The organism is Reichenbachiella agariperforans (assembly GCF_900142205.1).
GTDB classification, from domain to species: Bacteria; Bacteroidota; Bacteroidia; order Cytophagales; family Cyclobacteriaceae; genus Reichenbachiella; species Reichenbachiella agariperforans.
In genome coordinates this window covers 1-17,777 of the sequence record NZ_FRAA01000013.1, presented here as the reverse complement: position 1 = coordinate 17,777, position 17,777 = coordinate 1, and the positions used below count along the sequence as shown (strand labels likewise).

The 17,777-nt window shown below is 42.1% G+C and carries 16 protein-coding genes; 13 read left to right on the top strand and 3 right to left on the bottom strand.

The features are described 5' to 3' along the window. Positions 1-11: 11 nt before the first annotated feature. Genes BUB99_RS19485 through BUB99_RS19475 form a run of 3 tightly spaced genes read right to left on the bottom strand, consistent with a single transcriptional unit; the run spans position 12 to position 3,326 of the window. Positions 12-986, bottom strand: a complete 975-nt coding sequence (locus BUB99_RS19485) for an alpha/beta hydrolase (RefSeq protein WP_073125538.1) — start codon at positions 984-986, stop codon at positions 12-14. Beyond that, on the bottom strand, positions 983-1,636 hold the full coding sequence (locus BUB99_RS19480) for an alpha/beta hydrolase (protein ID WP_073125535.1): 654 nt from the start codon (positions 1,634-1,636) through the stop codon (positions 983-985). The genes BUB99_RS19485 and BUB99_RS19480 overlap by 4 nt, the downstream gene beginning before the upstream one ends. A 19-nt stretch (positions 1,637-1,655) precedes the next feature. After that, on the bottom strand, positions 1,656-3,326 hold the full coding sequence (locus BUB99_RS19475; protein ID WP_073125533.1) for an NAD(P)/FAD-dependent oxidoreductase: 1,671 nt from the start codon (positions 3,324-3,326) through the stop codon (positions 1,656-1,658). Between the two features lie 175 nt (positions 3,327-3,501). Here BUB99_RS19475 and BUB99_RS19470 point away from each other — a divergent pair, with 175 nt between their 5' ends. From BUB99_RS19470 to BUB99_RS19410, 13 genes are all read left to right on the top strand, one after another. Continuing rightward, positions 3,502-3,978: a hypothetical protein gene (locus tag BUB99_RS19470; RefSeq protein WP_073125530.1), complete on the top strand. Its 477-nt coding sequence runs from the start codon at positions 3,502-3,504 to the stop codon at positions 3,976-3,978. Between the two features lie 12 nt (positions 3,979-3,990). Then, positions 3,991-4,893: a hypothetical protein gene (locus BUB99_RS19465; protein WP_073125528.1), complete on the top strand. Its 903-nt coding sequence runs from the start codon at positions 3,991-3,993 to the stop codon at positions 4,891-4,893. 7 nt (positions 4,894-4,900) lie between these two features. After that, a complete protein-coding gene (locus BUB99_RS19460) occupies positions 4,901-6,043 on the top strand; it encodes a beta-ketoacyl-ACP synthase III (RefSeq protein ID WP_073125525.1) in 1,143 nt (380 codons plus the stop codon). 22 nt (positions 6,044-6,065) lie between these two features. Further along, entirely contained in the window at positions 6,066-6,467 is a 402-nt protein-coding gene (locus BUB99_RS19455; RefSeq protein ID WP_073125522.1) for a hypothetical protein, read from the top strand. After that, complete coding sequence (locus BUB99_RS19450) at positions 6,464-7,477, top strand: BtrH N-terminal domain-containing protein (RefSeq protein ID WP_170863857.1); 1,014 nt, start codon at positions 6,464-6,466, stop codon at positions 7,475-7,477. Before BUB99_RS19455 ends, BUB99_RS19450 begins: the two co-directional genes overlap by 4 nt. Further along, complete coding sequence (locus BUB99_RS19445) at positions 7,477-8,229, top strand: ABC transporter ATP-binding protein (RefSeq protein WP_073125518.1); 753 nt, start codon at positions 7,477-7,479, stop codon at positions 8,227-8,229. Before BUB99_RS19450 ends, BUB99_RS19445 begins: the two co-directional genes overlap by 1 nt. A gap of 1 nt (position 8,230) precedes the next feature. Then, complete coding sequence (locus BUB99_RS19440; protein ID WP_073125515.1) at positions 8,231-9,505, top strand: ABC transporter permease; 1,275 nt, start codon at positions 8,231-8,233, stop codon at positions 9,503-9,505. A 10-nt stretch (positions 9,506-9,515) separates the two neighbouring features. Beyond that, entirely contained in the window at positions 9,516-9,782 is a 267-nt protein-coding gene (locus BUB99_RS19435) for a phosphopantetheine-binding protein (protein ID WP_073125512.1), read from the top strand. After that, positions 9,779-10,981, top strand: a complete 1,203-nt coding sequence (locus BUB99_RS19430; protein WP_073125510.1) for a beta-ketoacyl-[acyl-carrier-protein] synthase family protein — start codon at positions 9,779-9,781, stop codon at positions 10,979-10,981. Before BUB99_RS19435 ends, BUB99_RS19430 begins: the two co-directional genes overlap by 4 nt. Continuing rightward, a complete protein-coding gene (locus BUB99_RS19425) occupies positions 10,981-12,024 on the top strand; it encodes a beta-ketoacyl synthase chain length factor (protein WP_073125507.1) in 1,044 nt (347 codons plus the stop codon). Before BUB99_RS19430 ends, BUB99_RS19425 begins: the two co-directional genes overlap by 1 nt. Positions 12,025-12,391: 367 nt before the next feature. Beyond that, the gene (locus tag BUB99_RS19420; RefSeq protein ID WP_084190680.1) at positions 12,392-13,423 is read left to right on the top strand and encodes a DUF481 domain-containing protein; all 1,032 of its coding nucleotides are present in this window, start codon (positions 12,392-12,394) and stop codon (positions 13,421-13,423) included. A 190-nt stretch (positions 13,424-13,613) separates the two neighbouring features. After that, the gene (locus BUB99_RS19415) at positions 13,614-17,123 is read left to right on the top strand and encodes a hypothetical protein (RefSeq protein ID WP_139281117.1); all 3,510 of its coding nucleotides are present in this window, start codon (positions 13,614-13,616) and stop codon (positions 17,121-17,123) included. Position 17,124: 1 nt separating this feature from the next. Continuing rightward, positions 17,125-17,777 (top strand): hypothetical protein (locus BUB99_RS19410; RefSeq protein ID WP_139281116.1); only part of this gene is annotated, 653 nt, incomplete at its 3' end.

Below are 17,777 nucleotides of genomic sequence, written 5' to 3'. Positions count from 1 at the left end.
ATATCCACTGGTCACGACTGGTAGTGTCGTTTGACGAATTCTACAATCCAGTTTTGCACACTGTCCTTTTGACTTTTTGAAGCACCTCTAAAGGCATGTCCCACCCCTTTGAGTTCGTGAAACTCATGACCGATTTCTAACGCTTCGAATTTTTGACGTAGTGCATCGGATTGGTCATAGGGTACGATCAGATCGCTATCTCCTTGGATGATCAATGTCGGAGGTACTTCTTGAGCGATTCGCCTTAGTGGAGAATAGGTGTTCATGAAGTCTTGTGCACGTATGCTGTCTTTCCGAGGATTAAATCCACAGACTTGCTCGGTCAGGTTGAGAGTTCTTACGATGGTATTTGGGACACTTTCCATGACGGAGTTGAGGCTATCCATCGTTTGGTATTCGTAGAGCAAACCTAGATCAGTAGGGCCATACACGTCGATCACGTAGTGGATCGCTGGGATGCTATCTCCCACCTCAAAATCTTCCATCTGACTATAGGCGGTCATCATGGCGATGTGTGCTCCAGCAGACTCTCCGAATAGACCTATGTTGTTGATGTCAAGCTGGTACTCGTCTGCATGTTGCTTCACCCAGTGTAGCGCATCATAGGCGTCTATAATGCATCGAGGAAAAGGGGATTGGTCTCCATCAGCGAGCGTGTACTCTGGCGTGATGATGGTGTATCCATTCTGGCGTAGATTGTTGATGGCGTCATTATAGCGGTTGACATTGATGGCTTCTTTTCGTCCTGTTACCCATGCCCCTCCGTGAAAGTAGAGGAGAACGGGGCTCTTAGTATAGCTATTTTGGGTAGGTCGGTAGATATCTAGATAGCGTCCTTCTTTGTAGAGGATCTGATATAGTACTTCTCCGTTAAGGATCGGAGGATCATTTGAAACGAAAAATGTCCCTAGCCCTACTGTAATTAGAAGTAGCAGCGCAGTGATGGAGAGGACGATACGTGTGGCTTTTTTCTTAACGATTGTCATAGGATATGCTCTTGCGTATTCAATACGTTTTTAATCAATAAATTGATGTCTGATGCTCGGTCTATGATCATAGCATGCCCTGTGTTTTCTAGTGTGAGTACATCTGGACGTTTAGGACAGGAGATCACTAGATCATCTGTCCCATGTATCATGACTATCTCAGGTCGGAGGGTTGTGTTTTTCCAATTAGCAATTTGATGTACTGCCCATTGTGCAAAAGACCTATCACTGTCTTTTAAGATTTCGAACAGCAATGGTTTGTTTTTTGGCAGGATTCTGAAAATTTTGGCGACATGTTCTGGTTTGGGATTGAAGAATGAAGTAGGTAGGAGCGGGAAAAGTCCAGTTCTACCAACTAGGCGAAAGATGGTATTGAGGTCACGACGTGTCTGTGCGGATGATATTAGAAAGACTTTTTGGGGTTTGAGGAAATTACAAATTTCTGTAGCGATCATCCCTCCGAAACTTACACCGATTAGTACAAAGGGTTCGGACTGATCTATCCGCTCAGCAAGGCGTTTAGCATAAGCACCTAACGTCTCTCTATTCTTTGGTTTAATCCATGATAGATGAATCGTTTCATAGCCAATGTCTAATTTTTGAAAAACGCGTTCATCAGCCCCCAGACCACTGATAGTGTATGCTTTCATGTGTTTTTGGGCTTAATGATTAGACAGTTGCTTCTTTGTAAAACCACATAGACGCAACATCTCTCCGAATATTAGCATCTGGCAGTAGCCCGTTTTCTGGTGCGGTATTGACCTGATTCAAATCCATGCTATATGGGTCTACTGGCATATCTAATGGTGTCTGATGCACATAGTGACTGACCTGTCTAAATAGTTCTGCGGCTAGATACTCTATTTGCGTGACGTTGGTGTTGATTTGATTTAGTAGCGCCTTTGTTTCATGTTGGATTTCGAGACCATGGTGAAAGCGTCTCAGGCACTGTAGATCAAAAGGATCGACGTAGATGTCTGAGAGATCTCCTTTGTCATGGGGTCTCCAAGCGATAAACAAATCTTGAACCTTCTGATTGAGAATGCCCATTTTCCTTCCCAAACTATCTTCACTCGCAAAAAGAGCTTTGAGGACTCTTAGGTTCGTATACCCTTTGTTGGTGAAGATGAGTGTGAAAAAGGACCAGTAGATGGCCCAGTCCCAGAAGATTTTGGTAATCATGATTTGGCTGTTGCCCATGAGCTGATACTTGTCGAGGTAGGTAGGTATCCATTGTTCGAAAATACCAAAGTGTGTTTTTTCATAGACGTCTGCATGGATGAAAATGGATTCTCCAGCTAGGTCTTTGGTGACTAGGTCGGTTATCCAACTGTTGTTCATTGCGATGAAATCCGTACCAGGTGAGTAGAGCGGGTCTAGGAATACACCTGAGTCGCCTGTTACAGCCCAACGATCCTCCGAGTAGATTTTACCACTGTGGTGCGAGTAGTGCTTTAGGAATAGGAAATCCAGAACATCCTCTTGGCGTGAGCCTATTTTCTCAAATGCTTGTGGTTCATTTTTTCGTATCCACTCAAAGGCTTTCTCTTTTGTGTTGAAATCGGTGAAATCATGAAACCGTGGGTCAGCGACTATTCCTACACTGGTGTTGCCAGAGGATAATGGGATGAACCAAAGCCAGTACCCAGTATCCATGAGGTGTACCGTGCCTAGCCGTCTGAGACCAGGTTCGAGGTGATCCGTCCAGTCTGGATTCTTGGACCACTGGTGTACATCTATTTCTCCTTTGATTCTAAACCATGCAGCGTTGATGTTGTGTTCGACAGGTTTTTGGAAATCCATCTGGCGTTTGAGTACCGCACCACGACCAGTGCAATCGATGACCCAACGTGCCTGTGCTGTTTGTGATTCACCGTTGCACAGGTAGGTAACGGTATGTAACTCTTTACCAAATTCGACTTCTTTGACACGAGCACCTGTTTTGAGTTCTGTGCCTCCGAGTTTGCTGCGACGGATGAGTTCGTTTTCGAAACTACCTCTGTCCAACTGGTGACTAGGGATGGGGAGGCGTTTTCTTGGGCCTAGTTCGGCACGTCTTTCGATGTTGTCTTTGTGTTTGGGAGAAAAGAAAAACCTGAGACCGTGCTTGGGGAGTTGTTCAGCATCCAAGTAGTCTTTGAGGTTGAGAACCTCCCGTAGGTAGTAGGTACCGAGTTCTACGGTAGATTCACCGACTTTGTGGGCAGCAGTCGGTGCTTCACTTTTTCTCTGCTCTAGCATGAGGATGTTGATCTCTGGATTTTCTTTTTGTAATTGGAGTGAAAGGGTTAGTCCAGCCAACCCGCCCCCCATGAGTATCACATCGTATCTGTCGTCCATAAATGTATAAGTCGTAGGTGTTGCAATAGTCTAATGATGACTATTTGCCGATAAATTTAGATTAACTAAAATGATCTGAGGCGATAATTTTTATTTTGTCGATTATATTGCAAGAATTTGTTAGCTAGACACAACGTAGAGCTGAACAACAAAACAACCCAGATATCTAAGCTCAATGAAAATTCTACTTGTTATTTTCGCTACTTCGATGTTGATTAGTACACCAGTTCGTATTGATTCGAAGATCGTGTACAAAGCCCTGTCGGGAGATTCTATGGAGCTCGTGACCACTGCTCTGGCTAAGCTGGAAAAAGAATCTGAAAGTGCTGAGGTTCGAGCTTATACAGGTGCATTACTGACAAAAAAGGCATCTTTCGTAAAAGGAGTAGCGGATAAAGTGAAAGCCTTTAAAGAAGGAGCGACCATGCTCGAAGAAGAGATAGAAGCAGATGGAGCTAATATTGAATTTCGATTTTTGCGTCTCGCGGTTCAAGAGAAAAGTCCTGGTATTCTAGGTTATAAGGACAATATGGATGAAGATAAAAAAATGATATTGGAGAATTATTCTGATCTCTCAGCGTCTCTGCGCAGGCAAATCGCGAATTATGCACAAAGTTCAGAATTTATGCCGTCATCAGAACTTCCTAAATAGCAACTAACCTGCATGAAGAAAATTTTAGCAATCAACTACTCCCAGACGGGGCAGCTTGATGAGATTTTAGACAAAATGTTCGAGCCATTTGACGCTATATCCGTAGAGCGAGTCAAAATAGAGATGGTCGAGCCGTATGCTTTTCCATGGACGAGCGAGAGATTTTTTGACGTATTCCCTGAGTCTGTTATGGAGATTCCACGACGTGTAGCCCCTTTTGTGACTTCACAGGAGAATTATGATCTGGTGGTACTGGGGTACCAGCCTTGGTTTTTGTCTCCGTCTATCCCGACGACTTCTCTACTGATGGATGATCATTTTCGAGCGTTGGTCAAGGGTAAACCTGTAGTCACAGTGATCGGAGCGCGTAATATGTGGCTCAACTCGCAGGAAAGCGTGAAGACGATGCTCAAAACTGCGGGGGCACGTCTCGTGGGTAACATTCCGCTGATAGATCGATCAGACAACCTAGCGAGTGTTGTGTCTATCCTACACTGGATGCTCAAAGGAGAGAAGACAAAGCCTTACGGTATATTCCCTAAACCAGGAGTCAACGACGAAGATATCATGTCTGCGGACGAGTTTGGAGAGATGATAAAGCGCACTTGGGACAAGGGAAACTACGAAGATTTGCAGTTAAATCTGCTGTCTCTAGGCAAGGTGAAAGTACCTATCAATATCCTGTTCATCGAACAGCGTGCGAAGAAGTTATTTAGAATTTGGGCTAATATCGTCCAGAAAAAAGGAACGACACCCGAAAAAAGAAGAAAGTGGTTGGTGGTATTTAAGTACTACCTGATCTTTGCTTTGTTTGTGGTTTCTCCAGTTGTATTGGTGATATTTAATTTAATTTTAAGACCACTGACCTTAGGGGCGATTAAAAAGAAAAAAGAGTATTATTGTGGGGTTAACTGACTAGAAGATGCCGGAAGTTTATATTACAAGAACGTCAAGTTTTTTACCAAATGATCTAATCAGCAATGAGGAGATGGAAGATTATTTGGGATACGTCAATGGTGCTAAATCACGTTCTAAAGCCATTGTATTAAGGAATAATAAGATCAAAGGAAGACACTATGCGATCAAGAAGAATGGGGAAGCTACCCATACCAATTCGCAGATGGTATCACTAGCGATCAAGAAACTGTTTGATAAAAGCCCTGAAGAAATCAGGGAGGTTGATTTGTTGACCTGTGGTACATCCACGCCTGATCAGATGATGCCTTCGCATGCTGTAATGGTACACGGCTGGCTACCCGAAATGGAGTCTATCGAGGTGGTATCTCCTTCGGGTGTATGCTGCTCTGGGATGCATGCCTTCAAATACGCATATATGTCTATCAAAGTAGGCGACAAAAAGAAGGCTATTACGACTGGATCGGAGAGACTGTCACGAATATTAAGGTCGGAGCAGTTCGAGGACGAAGTACGTCATTTGGAAGCCCTGGAACAGAACCCGATGGTGGCTTTTCAGAAGGACTTTTTGCGTTGGATGCTCTCTGATGGTGCAGCTACTTTTCTTCTAGAAGACCAGCCAACCCCTGATGGTATAAGCTTAAAGGTTGAGTGGATCGATGGTATATCCTATGCCAACAGAGAGGAGGCCTGTATGTACATGGCGTCTGAAAAAATGGAAGATGGCTCGCTCAAAAGTTACATGGACTATGCGCCAGATGATATCATGAAGGAGTCGATTTTGACTATCAAGCAAGATACTCGTCTGCTGGACAAAAATATCGTGAGTCTGGGTTTCAATCACCTGATCAAAATACTAAAAGAGAAAGGACAAAATGTGGAGGAGGTGGATTACTTTTTGCCACACCTGTCGAGTTTTTTCTTTGAGGACAAAATCGCAGATATCCTAGAGTCTAATGGGATGGGTATTCCTAAGGAAAAGTGGTTTACTAACCTAGATAGCAAAGGCAATGTGGGAGCAGGTTCTATTTACCTAATGGTCGATGAGCTGATGAATAGTGGTAAGCTCAAGAAGGGAGAGAAAATTCTTTTGGCTGTCCCCGAAAGTTCAAGATTCTCTTATGTGTTCTGCTACTTGACTGTTTGCTAATACTACTATAAAACCCAACCTGATGAAGAAAAAAGACATCCCTCAAGACGAAAGTGCCCTCAAGAATGTACTGAGGGAAGTAGTCTATGCCAAAGACGAAGATGGGAAATATACTTCAGCCTTGAGCCAAGGATGGGATGTTAAGAAGGACGCTCTGGACAATGCCTGGGACGATGTAAATGAAAAGATAGAGGAAGCGAAACAGGCAGTGCTGAGCGGAGAGAAAAGTCCCGTTTATTACTTCAAAGAAAAGACGTTGATGGACATGCCGACGATAACTGGCTATACAGGTTTTTGGGCTATCACGATCAAGCGACATTTCAAACCCTCAGTATTCAAAAAACTAAGTGACCATAAGCTGGAGAAATATGCCAAGGCTTTTGACATCACTATCGAAGAATTAAAATCCCCTGACCTATCGTGATCAACGAATTTAACCACATACAATCCGCCCACTGTGAAAACGGTGTGACGACCAGTCTGCTCAAACACCATGGTGTAGATTTTATCAATGAGCCTCTTGCTTTTGGGATAGGGTCGGGATTGTTCTATATCCACATCCCTTTCATGCAGGTGAATGGTGGGCCAGCGATATCGTTTAGGACTATGCCAGGGGCGATTTTTCAGCGAACCGCCAAAGCATTGAATGTCAAAGTGAAACGAAAAAAATTCAGGTCAGAAGAGGCGGCGGATGATTATCTCCGTGCTTTGATTGATAGTGGCGTGCCAGTTGGTTGTCAGGTAGGCGTATTTCATCTGCCTTACTTTCCTAAGGAATATCGATTTCACTTCAATGCACATAACCTCATCATCTATGGTTATGAGAACGGTGAATATCTCGTGAGTGATCCAGTGATGGAAGGAACCAATAGGTTGACAGTCGAGGAACTCAACAAAGTTCGTTTTGCAAAAGGAGCATTGGCGCCTAGTGGGCATGTGTATTATCCAGAGGCGTTTGGAGAGATCAGCGAGGAAAGACTCAAAAAAGCCGTGATCAGCGGCATCAAAAGAAATGTACGGGACATGCTCAGGATACCAGGCAGTATCGCTGGGGTGTCAGGAATCAAATATACCGCAGGAAAAGTGCGTAAGTGGCGCGATAAACTAGGCGTGCGAAAAGCAGGTTTATATCTCGGTCAGATCGTACGAATGCAGGAAGAAATAGGCACAGGAGGAGGAGGCTTTCGTTTCATCTACGGAGCATTCTTAGAGCAGGCGGCTGGGATATTGAACAATGATGAATTAATGCGAATCTCTGAAGATATCACAGCTGCTGGAGATATGTGGCGTAGCACCGCTGTGCAAATGGCAGGTGTGTACAAAGGGCGGATCACCGAGCAAAAGGACTTTGATCAGACAGCTGACATGATGATAGATATCTATCACAAAGAGAAAGCGACTTTTGAGTCGCTCAGCAAAATCAAATTAAAATAATGTCAGAAATCTCACATGTCGATATCTTAGATATGCACAAACGCTATCCAGGAGCGATGGAGGATAGCCTGAGTCAAATCAATATGAAGATTCCGGCAGGAAGGAAGTTTGGCTTGCTGGGACCAAATGGAGCTGGTAAGACAAGTTTGATTTCCATCATGTGTGGTTTTTTAGAACCTTCTTCAGGTTCTGTGACTTATTATACAAAAGATAAGCGTGAGTTGGAAGGGAGAGCATTGAAAAATGTCATTGGGTTTGTCCCTCAAGAATATGCTTTGTATGGCGAGCTATCCCCCCGACAAAATCTAGAATACTTTGGTGCGCTGTATAACATGCGCAAAGGGGAGATTAACAAAAGAAGTGAGGAGTTACTGGTTATTTTAGGACTATCAGAGGTCGCTGATAAACCATGTGGTAGCTTCTCTGGCGGGATGAAACGCCGCGTTAACTTGGCAATAGGGATTATTCATAGTCCGAAAATACTGTTTTTGGATGAACCTACTGTAGGGGTCGATGTACAAAGTAAACATGCTATCATTCGTTTTTTGAATCAACTTAATATAGAAGGGACGACCATTATCTATACTTCCCATCACATGAATGAAGCACAGGAATTTTGTGATGAATTGGCGCTGATAGATCATGGCAAAGTGATGGCGAAGGGAATGACGACTGATTTGTTAGCACAACATGGGACGGATGATTTGCATACGCTGTTTATCAACCTGACTGGAGAGGAGTATCGAAATTAATATGTTTAAATTCACTACGTCTATAAAAAAGGAATTGATCATCCTGTTCAGTGATAAACTAGGGCTGACGGTGATGTTCGTGATGCCGATGCTCTTGGTGTTTATCATTACGATCATACAGGATAGTGCCTACAAGATCGTCAATGAAAGCAAGCTGAGTATGCTGGTCTCCAATCAGGACGAAGGGGGACAAGGAGAGGTGTTATTCGAGTTGATGGATGCTTCTGGATTTTTTATACTATCGCAGGACGATGGGTTGAATAGTGAGGCTCTGGAGCGAGCGCTTATCGATGACAATCAACTGGCAGCATTGTATATACCAGCTGATTTTAGTAGTGCATTGATTAGCAAGGCGAACCAGACCAGCGAGACTATGATGTCTGAATTAGGGGTAATGGAAGCTTCAAAAAAGCGACCCATTAGCGTCCCTGAATTAGAACTTTACATCGATCCAGTACTGCAAGAGAATTTTTCTGAATCGATTTCGCGCATGTTGTCATCATACCTTAATGTGATCGAAAACAAACTGATGATCAGGTCGGTTTACAAGTTAATGGAGCAGGATTTGGATGAGGAGGCTATGATCGACCAGATGCTAGCCAATCAGGTGGAAATCGTGAAGCGTACTGCTTCAACTTCAGACAAAGCCATTATTCCTAATTCTACCCAACACAACGTGCCTGCTTGGACGCTTTTTGCTATGTTTTTTATGGTGGTCTCTCTAGGTTCTAATGTAGTGAAGGAGCGCATCAATGGTAGCTTTATGCGACTGAAGACCATGCCGTCGAGTTTTGTGATGGTGCTAGTAGGGAAAATGTTGGTCTATGTCGTGGTTGCCATGTTGCAGATCGCTGTGATATTCGGAATCAGTATGTTGATTTTCCCATCATTGGATTTGCCAGTATTGGTATTGCCTGACAATGTGAGCGCATTTGTACTGATGTCTTTGTTGTCTAGTTTAGCTGCAGTTAGTTTTTCGCTGATGATAGGGACAATCTCCCAGACGATGGAACAGTGTATTGGGATAGGAGCGGTTTCTGTGATTATCTTCGGTGCGATTGGTGGGATATGGGTTCCTACCTTTGTGATGCCAGGATATATGCAGACGCTGACAGCTATCTCTCCGCTTCATTGGTGTCTGGAGGGATTCTATATTTTATTTTTGAAAGGAGGAAGTTGGAAAGAACTATTTCCTATTATTGTATACATCGTTGCATTTGTGTTGGTATGTCAAGCGATCACATTGAGCAGGTTGCGCATCGAAAAACTGCTCTAAAATTACTATTATGGATAAGGAAACACTGAAGATAGAGATTAAAGAAAAGATCATTCAATACCTCAATTTGATGGATCTTAAACCAGAGGATATCAAGGATGACGAACCGCTATTTGGTCCTGAGCTAGGCTTGGATTCTATTGACTCTATTGAGTTGGTCGTGTTGCTAGAGCGTGAGTATGGAATTAAAATCAACAATCCGAGTGATGGACGCAAAATCCTCGTGGATGTCAATGTCATGGCGGACTACATACTCGCCAATTCTTCTAAAATATGATCAAAGTAGTTGTTACGGGGAGGGGAGCGATCTCAGCTATCGGTAACAACGTAGCTGAAAATCGACAGCGTCTAATCACAGGTCAGACAGGACTGAGTAAGGCTTCCAAATACTTCACGTCTAAATTTACAGAGAGCCATCCTTTTGGGGAGATCAAAATGTCGGATGAAGAGATGCTGTCTAGTTTGGCTGTCCCAGAGATGAAAGGACTGACGCGTACGGATTTGATTGCTTTCAAAGCCTTCGAAGAGGCGATTCAGGAGGCTGGTCTGGATAGCGATACCCTTTCTCATCCTAGGACGGGTTTTATCTCAGGGAGTACAGTAGGAGGAATGGTACTGACCGATCAAGTGTTCGAAGATGGAAGCAATCGAGCGCAGCGTACAGCGTTTTTAGAATCCTATGACTACTGTTCGCATACGCTGAGAATTGTGGAGCAATACCGCATTCATGGATTCACCAATACCATTAACACAGCTTGCTCTTCGTCTGCCAATGCCATCATGATGGGCGCACGCTTGATTCGATCTGGTCGAGCGGATAGGGTAATCGTGGGGGGAGCAGATAGTCTTGCTAAGTTCACGGTCAATGGGTTTAACTCTCTACAAATTCTGTCAGAGGATTTATGTAGGCCATTTGATGCAAATAGAAAAGGGTTGAATCTAGGTGAAGCAGCAGCTTATCTCGTATTGGAGTCTGAGGCATGCGCGAAAGGGAAAAAAATATACGGAACGGTCTCAGGCTATGGCAACAGTAATGACGCCTATCATGCCTCTGCACTCTCTGAAGATGCCGTGGGCGTTATCGCTTGTATGCAGGCAGCGTTAGATCATGCAGGACTGGAGCCTGCTGGTATAGACTATATCAATGCTCACGGAACGGCTACTGAGAACAATGACCTGACCGAGATCACAGGATTGGGTAAATTGTTTGGTGAACATCTACCGCCATTTAGTTCTACTAAGAGTTTTACGGGGCATACTTTAGCAGCTGCCGGAGCGTTAGAGGCAGTCTACAGTTTGATGAGTATGGAGCACGGCGAGTTGTACGCTAGTCTCAACTGTGAGCAGCCGATTTCACCACTGGATGAACTACCTATCGCTGCATATCAAGAGCAACAAGAGATAAACGCGGTTCTGTCTAATTCTTTTGGGTTTGGAGGGAATTGTACATCACTCGTTTTTAAACAGCATCTCTAATGTATATCAAAGCAGCTACTGCCATATCGCCACAGCATACTGTAGACGGACGTTTGTTTACCGAAGGAGTCACCGCTTGGACGGGAAACAAATGCTATGCAGCAGAACCAAGTTACATAGAGATGATCCCAAGAGCACTGCTCCGTCGGATGAATAAAGCCGTACGTATGGGAGTCGGTGCAGGTCTGATGACACTCCAAGGACAAGGAACACAGGACGGGATCGTTCTCGGGACTGCCAATGGTGGGATAGATGATAGTTTTAAGTTTCTCCGTCAGATATTGGAGTACGACGAAGGGACACTGACGCCTACCAATTTTGTGCAAAGTACACCAAATGCGGTTGCAGGTAGCCTTGCCATGATGACCAAAAATACGGGTTACAATATCACGCATGTCAACTACGGTTTGGCATTTGAGGCAGCACTGCTGGATGCGATGATGCTGTTCGAGGAAGGAAAAGTACAGTCTTTGTTGTTAGGAGGTTTAGAAGAGATATCTGATCATAATTTCAACATGGATTTGCAGGCGGGCTGGTTCAAAACTGATGAAGTTAACGATACAGAATTGTTTGCATTCCAGACTGCTGGGACGGTCAAAGGAGAAGGCGCGACGATGTTCGTCATCGATGATGATCCAGAGCACGCGCTGGCGCAAGTACTGGCAGTGGATCAGATGAATTTTGCCACACAGTTGACGTTGCAGGATAGGGTAGCACAGATACTGGCAGAACATGCCGTCTCAAGAGAAGAGGTCGCGCTAATGGTGGGGATGAACGGGGATGCACGTCATGACGGATGGTATCATGAATTTCTGGACGCATTTGATCAGCAAACCGTTTACAGCTTTAAAAATCTCGTGGGGGAGTACCCTACAGCCACGGCTTTTGCAGTTTGGTTGGCGACTGAGCTGTTTGCACGTGAAGAAGTGCCTCAGGAGATGGTTCTCCGCGGTAGTCATACGCCACCGAAGTTCTTGCTGATCTACAACCACTACAAGGCCAAACAACACAGTCTGATGCTCCTGCGTAACCCTAGGGTTTAGTACGGTTTTATGGGGCACAGTTGGAGTTAAAACTATGCACTTTAGTGCATCTCGCTTTAGCTTCTACACACCTCAGTGAGATACTAGTATTTAGATTTTAGTATCTAGATTAAAACTTATTCTTTTTTTGTCTAAAACCAGTCTGTCCGACAGGCAGGTCTAGTGTCTAGCGATCTAAGGTCTTGATTCAGTATGTAGAGAATTTCATTCTCCCCTAAACCTGTGATGCTTTCAGCCTAGAGTTGGTTGAACCGACTCTTTTTGAGGATTCCCTCGAATGTTTCTCGATTTCTATGTTTTCACAGGAGGATATCATAATTTTCTGTTGTAACTCATATTAAACCAGATAATTTAAACTACCAGCCTTATGAAAAAGCTATTAGTTCTTTTTGCCATTCTTTGTCTTTTTGTATCAACCGGTTCAGCACAGGATAGGGTCACTTTGACCAATGGAGATGCTATTGTGGGAGATGTCAAATCCATGAAGCATGCTGTTCTTGTTATCGAGACGGATTATTCTGATTCGGATTTTACGATTGACTGGAAAGACGTTCAAGACCTCACGACCAGCGGTACGTATATCATTGGCTTAGCAGGGGGTAAGAAGGTAGATGGCACGATTACCATCGTGAATCAAACCGTCACGATCACTGATGCTGATGGTGGCCAGATAGAGAATATGTCTCACCTCAAGGTTATTTATTTGAATGCTATCGATAAGGGTTTTTGGGACAAGGTGAATGCCTCTATCGATGGTGGTTTCACCCATTCGAAAGCGAGCAACAACAATCAATTTACGCTCCGAGGCACTGCCGCCTATATGTCTACCAAAATTAACCCAGACCTGTATGCCAATTTTGTCCAGAGTGCCATAGATGCCAATGATTCCGTTCGAGTCAATTCCAAAAGGCGAAACTATGGTGGAAACTTTCGTATGTTCTTTTCCAAATCATGGTTTGCTATTACTGGAGCGGATTTCTTGACCTCTGATGAGCAAGGGCTTGATCTTCGATCTACCTATTCTCTGGGTGTAGGGTATTTTCCCATTAGTACCTATCGCATGCTTTTGAATGTGTCCACAGGTATAGCGCTAAATAACGAAATATTAAGTGATGATGTCATGGGAGAGGACAATACCAGTACGGAGGGGTTTGTATCTATGGAGTACAATGCTTTTGGACTAGACGACATCAGTATTGTTAGTTCGGTCAAGTATTACCCTAGTCTTTCAGACGGAGGACGAAACCGATTGAATGCCAGTATTGATCTGAAGCTAGACCTGCCTAAGGATTTTTATATCGGTCTAGGCTACACAGTTAACTACGACAGTGAACCTACTGGTGAAGATATTCCAGGGACAGACTATGTTGTTCAGACTACCGTAGGTTGGAGTTTGTAGGGGATGAGTTCAGTATATAGTTCAAGAATATTTTTTTAACATTATTTAATAATTACTTAGGTAGTATTTATTTTTGTCGTTTATTTGACGTTTCGAATACCATCTACATCTTATTTATCTCTACGATTCGCATAGTTATGTTGAATGGACGAGGAGATTTTATTCTAAAATGGAAATCTAAATGTTTATAATGAACCAACCAACTATCAAAGGGATTGCAATTATTTGCCTATACCTATTTCATGTCACAATAGTAATTGGACAAGAAGAAGATTTACTTGGAATTTCAAATGTTGTCCCACCTAACCCTACGGTGTCAGCTCTTAACAAGTATGGTGATTTTCAAGTAACAGAGTCGAGTGGTGTACCAAACATTGCTATTCCTCTTTACGAAATAAAAAGTACTCAGCTTTCGTTGCCCATATCAATTAGTTATAATTCGAGTGGGAATAGAGTTGAGGATAAGGGCTCTTGGGTTGGACTGGGGTGGTCTTTAAATGCGGGAGGTGTTATTTCTCGTACAGTTGTAGGGACTTCAGATGATGGGGTTGGAGGTTTTATCCCATTTGGTTCTTGGTTTCAAGATATAGGGAATTTTCAATTCAAGGATTCTGATTATAACAATATGAGTTCAAGCGCGAGTAACTCTTTTGATTCAGAACCAGATATCTACCACTATAATTTTAATGGTTATTCGGGTAAGTTTTTTATCGACCTTAATGGAGAGGTCAATGTAATAGCATACGAACCAATTTCTATAATACGAACTGAGACAGGTTTTGAAGCTACAACACCGTTAGGTATTAAGTATGTGTTTGATGAGGAAGAAATTTCTACGAATATATATAAGGGGGAGAGAGACTATGTGTCATCTTGGTATTTGACTTCTATTACTTCTGCTGATCAAAATGATGTTATAACAATTGCCTATGACAATGTACATGAACTGAAATATGATATTAATATAGCTAGATCGTACGGTTATAAATCATCATACAGACATGATGTAAATCATTTAGACCCTGGGAAGTCGTTTGTCCCGATGAGTAATGGAAACGGGTTTAATAAATCCGTAAGCCAAGTTAAAATTCTTCAAGCGAAGAAAATATCTAGTATATCTTTTTCTGTCGGGACGGTACATTTTTCCATGGTTGAAAACGGCACGAGTGTGCCACGGTTGGAATCAATTCAGATAAAAGACACCCATGGGAGGGAGATTCGTAATGTGACGTTTGATAATTCAGAATATTTTTCTTGCTCAGGAAAAAAATGTGAAAGATGGAAGCTATCTAGTCTTATTAGCAATGGTGATGTTTACAATTTTGAATACGATCAGACAGTTTTTCCTAAGTTGGACAGTTATGATAAGGATCACTGGGGGTATTTCAATAATGCAGGCAATAGATTTTCTGATGTTCCAAAATTTATTACTCATGGGAAACAAGTTTTAAATTCATTTGGGGCTGATAGGTCAGTTGACCCAGTTGCGGCACAAGCAGGGATACTTAAGAAGATTGTTTATCCAACTGGTGGATGGACAGAGTTTGAATTTGAAAGCAATAGATACTATTACTTTGATGAACCAGGGGCAAATCTGTATAAAATGAATTTATCTAAAGAGTTCGAGTTAAGAGCTTCTGGTGATAATCACATGGATTTAGAGCATTTTAGTTTTAGTAATGAAGATTTTTTACCGATTTCTCGACCCGACTTATTAGTGGATGGGACGGTAGTCAAAGGGGAAACCTATTCAGTTAGTGATTTTGTGTGGCCATCTACGATCAGATTGGATGTAGAGATTGGTACTATTCCTAGCGAGTCATATCCAGACCAACCAAGTTCTTATCATGACATTCTTCCATCAGCGAGCTTAACCGATGCTTTTAGACTAGATAATGGGGATATTCAAATTAAATATGATGTTTCTAAGCAGCCTGAATTTCATGAGGGAGTATTTAAAACCTCTTATTCTGCAGAATTTGCATTGGCCAATGGAGGGGCTGGAATTGAACGAACATTAAAGCTTAAAACAGGAGTTAGGGCAGGTAATTATGTAAAGGCCAAGCTTACTTTGATTCCTGATTTTAAGGCGGATTACCCGCTAGTTGGAGATGGACATATGTTTACAGGAGGGCTAAGAATAAGTTCAATATCAAGCTATGATCAAACAGGAAAAAAGCAGTCTGAAAAGTCTTTTTCATATTTGAATAAAGAGGGAAAATCTAGCGCAAAACTATTGAGGGGAGGATGGCATCATTATGAGAAATATAATGCGTATCGATCCGAATATGCTATTGGAAAAAATGAGGCAGGTTGTGTTCCTGGAGGTGATAACGATGAGGCCAGATATCCATTTAGGTTGTTATTGCATAATAATCCCCCTTCAGGTATTCATGGCAGTGCTAGTGTTATGTATCAGGAGGTCTCCAAAACGGAGGAGTCTAGTAATGAAGGTGAAGTCAATGGGCGTACTAAAACATTGTTTAGTTGGGTTCCAGACAATGATGTCGGTATATTTTACCCACACCCACCTATTTTAGATAGGAGCCACTTACGAGGTATGCCTAAAACCATTTGGTACTATGAAACAATAAATGATAGTACTGAAAACTTGATACGTCAAGAAGATTATATTTACTCGAATAGCCCTTTGTTTTCTAGTATGTATGGATTGAAAGTGGTTCCTGATCGTGAGTATCATTACAACGGTGAGACGACTACAACGAACCCTGATGATAGTATGTTTTGTTCAGGGTATTATTTTCTGAATGTCAACAAATTTAAATGGTTTAAGTATCAGTTAACGACATCTCATAAGTACTTAGCAGAAAAGCATGTTTATAATTATTTAAATCAAGATACACTTGTCCAAACTTCTCGATATGAGTATACGGATGAAGATGAGAAATTACAGTTTTTAAAAAGAGAGATTACAGAATACCCAGATAGAAAGCTCAAAAAGGAATTTACCTTCCCTTTTGAGTTGGTTAATAATTCACATCATCAATACTTTTCTAGGATCTCTGATATGGTTAATAGTAACATAGTTTCTTTACCTCTTGAACAACGTTTATTTAATCATACGGGTGATAGCTGGCAACTTGTAAAGTCTGATATGCTAGAGTATACGTCAAACCATGTAACTAAGAACTGGAAACTTGAAGTTGAAAACCCTATTTCCGAAATTGATTTTTTGACAATTGAAAATAGTGACTCTATAAATCCTGGGTATTCTATTAAGCCAGAAGTGAGTTTGTTTTATAACGGTGGGAAACTTACGGAATACTTAACTGGTGCAGAAGAGGTAAATTCTTTTATCTGGGGTTATAATGATACTTACCCAATTGCGAAAGTGGAAAATGGCTTTTCAGGAGATGTGCCATTGCAATTGATTGAAGAGCTTAAAGAACTTTCTGATCAAGACAATGATAGATGTGAGAAAGGAGAGGGGTGTAATGAAGATAAACTGCGAATTAAACTTGATAAATTACGCGAACTCAATTCTCTGGGTGGGGCTTTTATTACCACTTATACATATGATCCTTTAGTAGGTGTCACGTCTATTACTGATCCATCGGGGGTAACTAAACACTTTGTGTATGATTTTAATAACAGACTTCAGTATGTGATTGATGAAGACGGTAACTACCTTGATGGGTATGAGTATTTCCAATTGAAGTCTATCTCTAACCAACCTTAAAATGCTAATTCAAATTAAATTTACTTATAAGTACCTTGTCTTTTTACTCTTTGTTTTATTAAGTGAGTATTCTTTTGCGCAGAAATTGCCTCTCCCTCCAATTGATGATGGGTGTCCAGTGGCTTATACTGTCGGTGGTGGGGGAATATATTGTTCTGGCTCTGGAAAGAATGTTACCTTGAGTGATTCAGAACAAGGAGTTACTTATCAGTTAAGACGTAATGGAACTGATTTAGGTAATGTAAAAAATGGAACAGGAAGTTCGTTGATGTGGAGTGGTTTGGCAACAATAGGCACTTATACAGTTAGAGCTACTATGGGTGCCTGTAGTAAAATAATGAATGGAGAGGTTGATATTGTTTCTAGTCAACTTTCAGTTTATACAGTAGGGGGAGGAGGAGGTTATTGTTCTGGTGGATCGGGAAAGACTATTACCTTGAGTGATTCGCAAAGTGGAGTGAGTTATACGTTATATAATGGCGGGAGTGCTTTACCAAGCTTGACAGGTACGGGAGGGGCTTTGAGCTGGCCGAACCAAAAACTTATAGGTACATATACAATAGTAGCGACTAATGGTAGTGGCTGTAGTAAGACGATGAGTGGTAGTAAAAGTATATCAATCATTAGTCTCCCTTCAGTTTATACAGTAGGTGG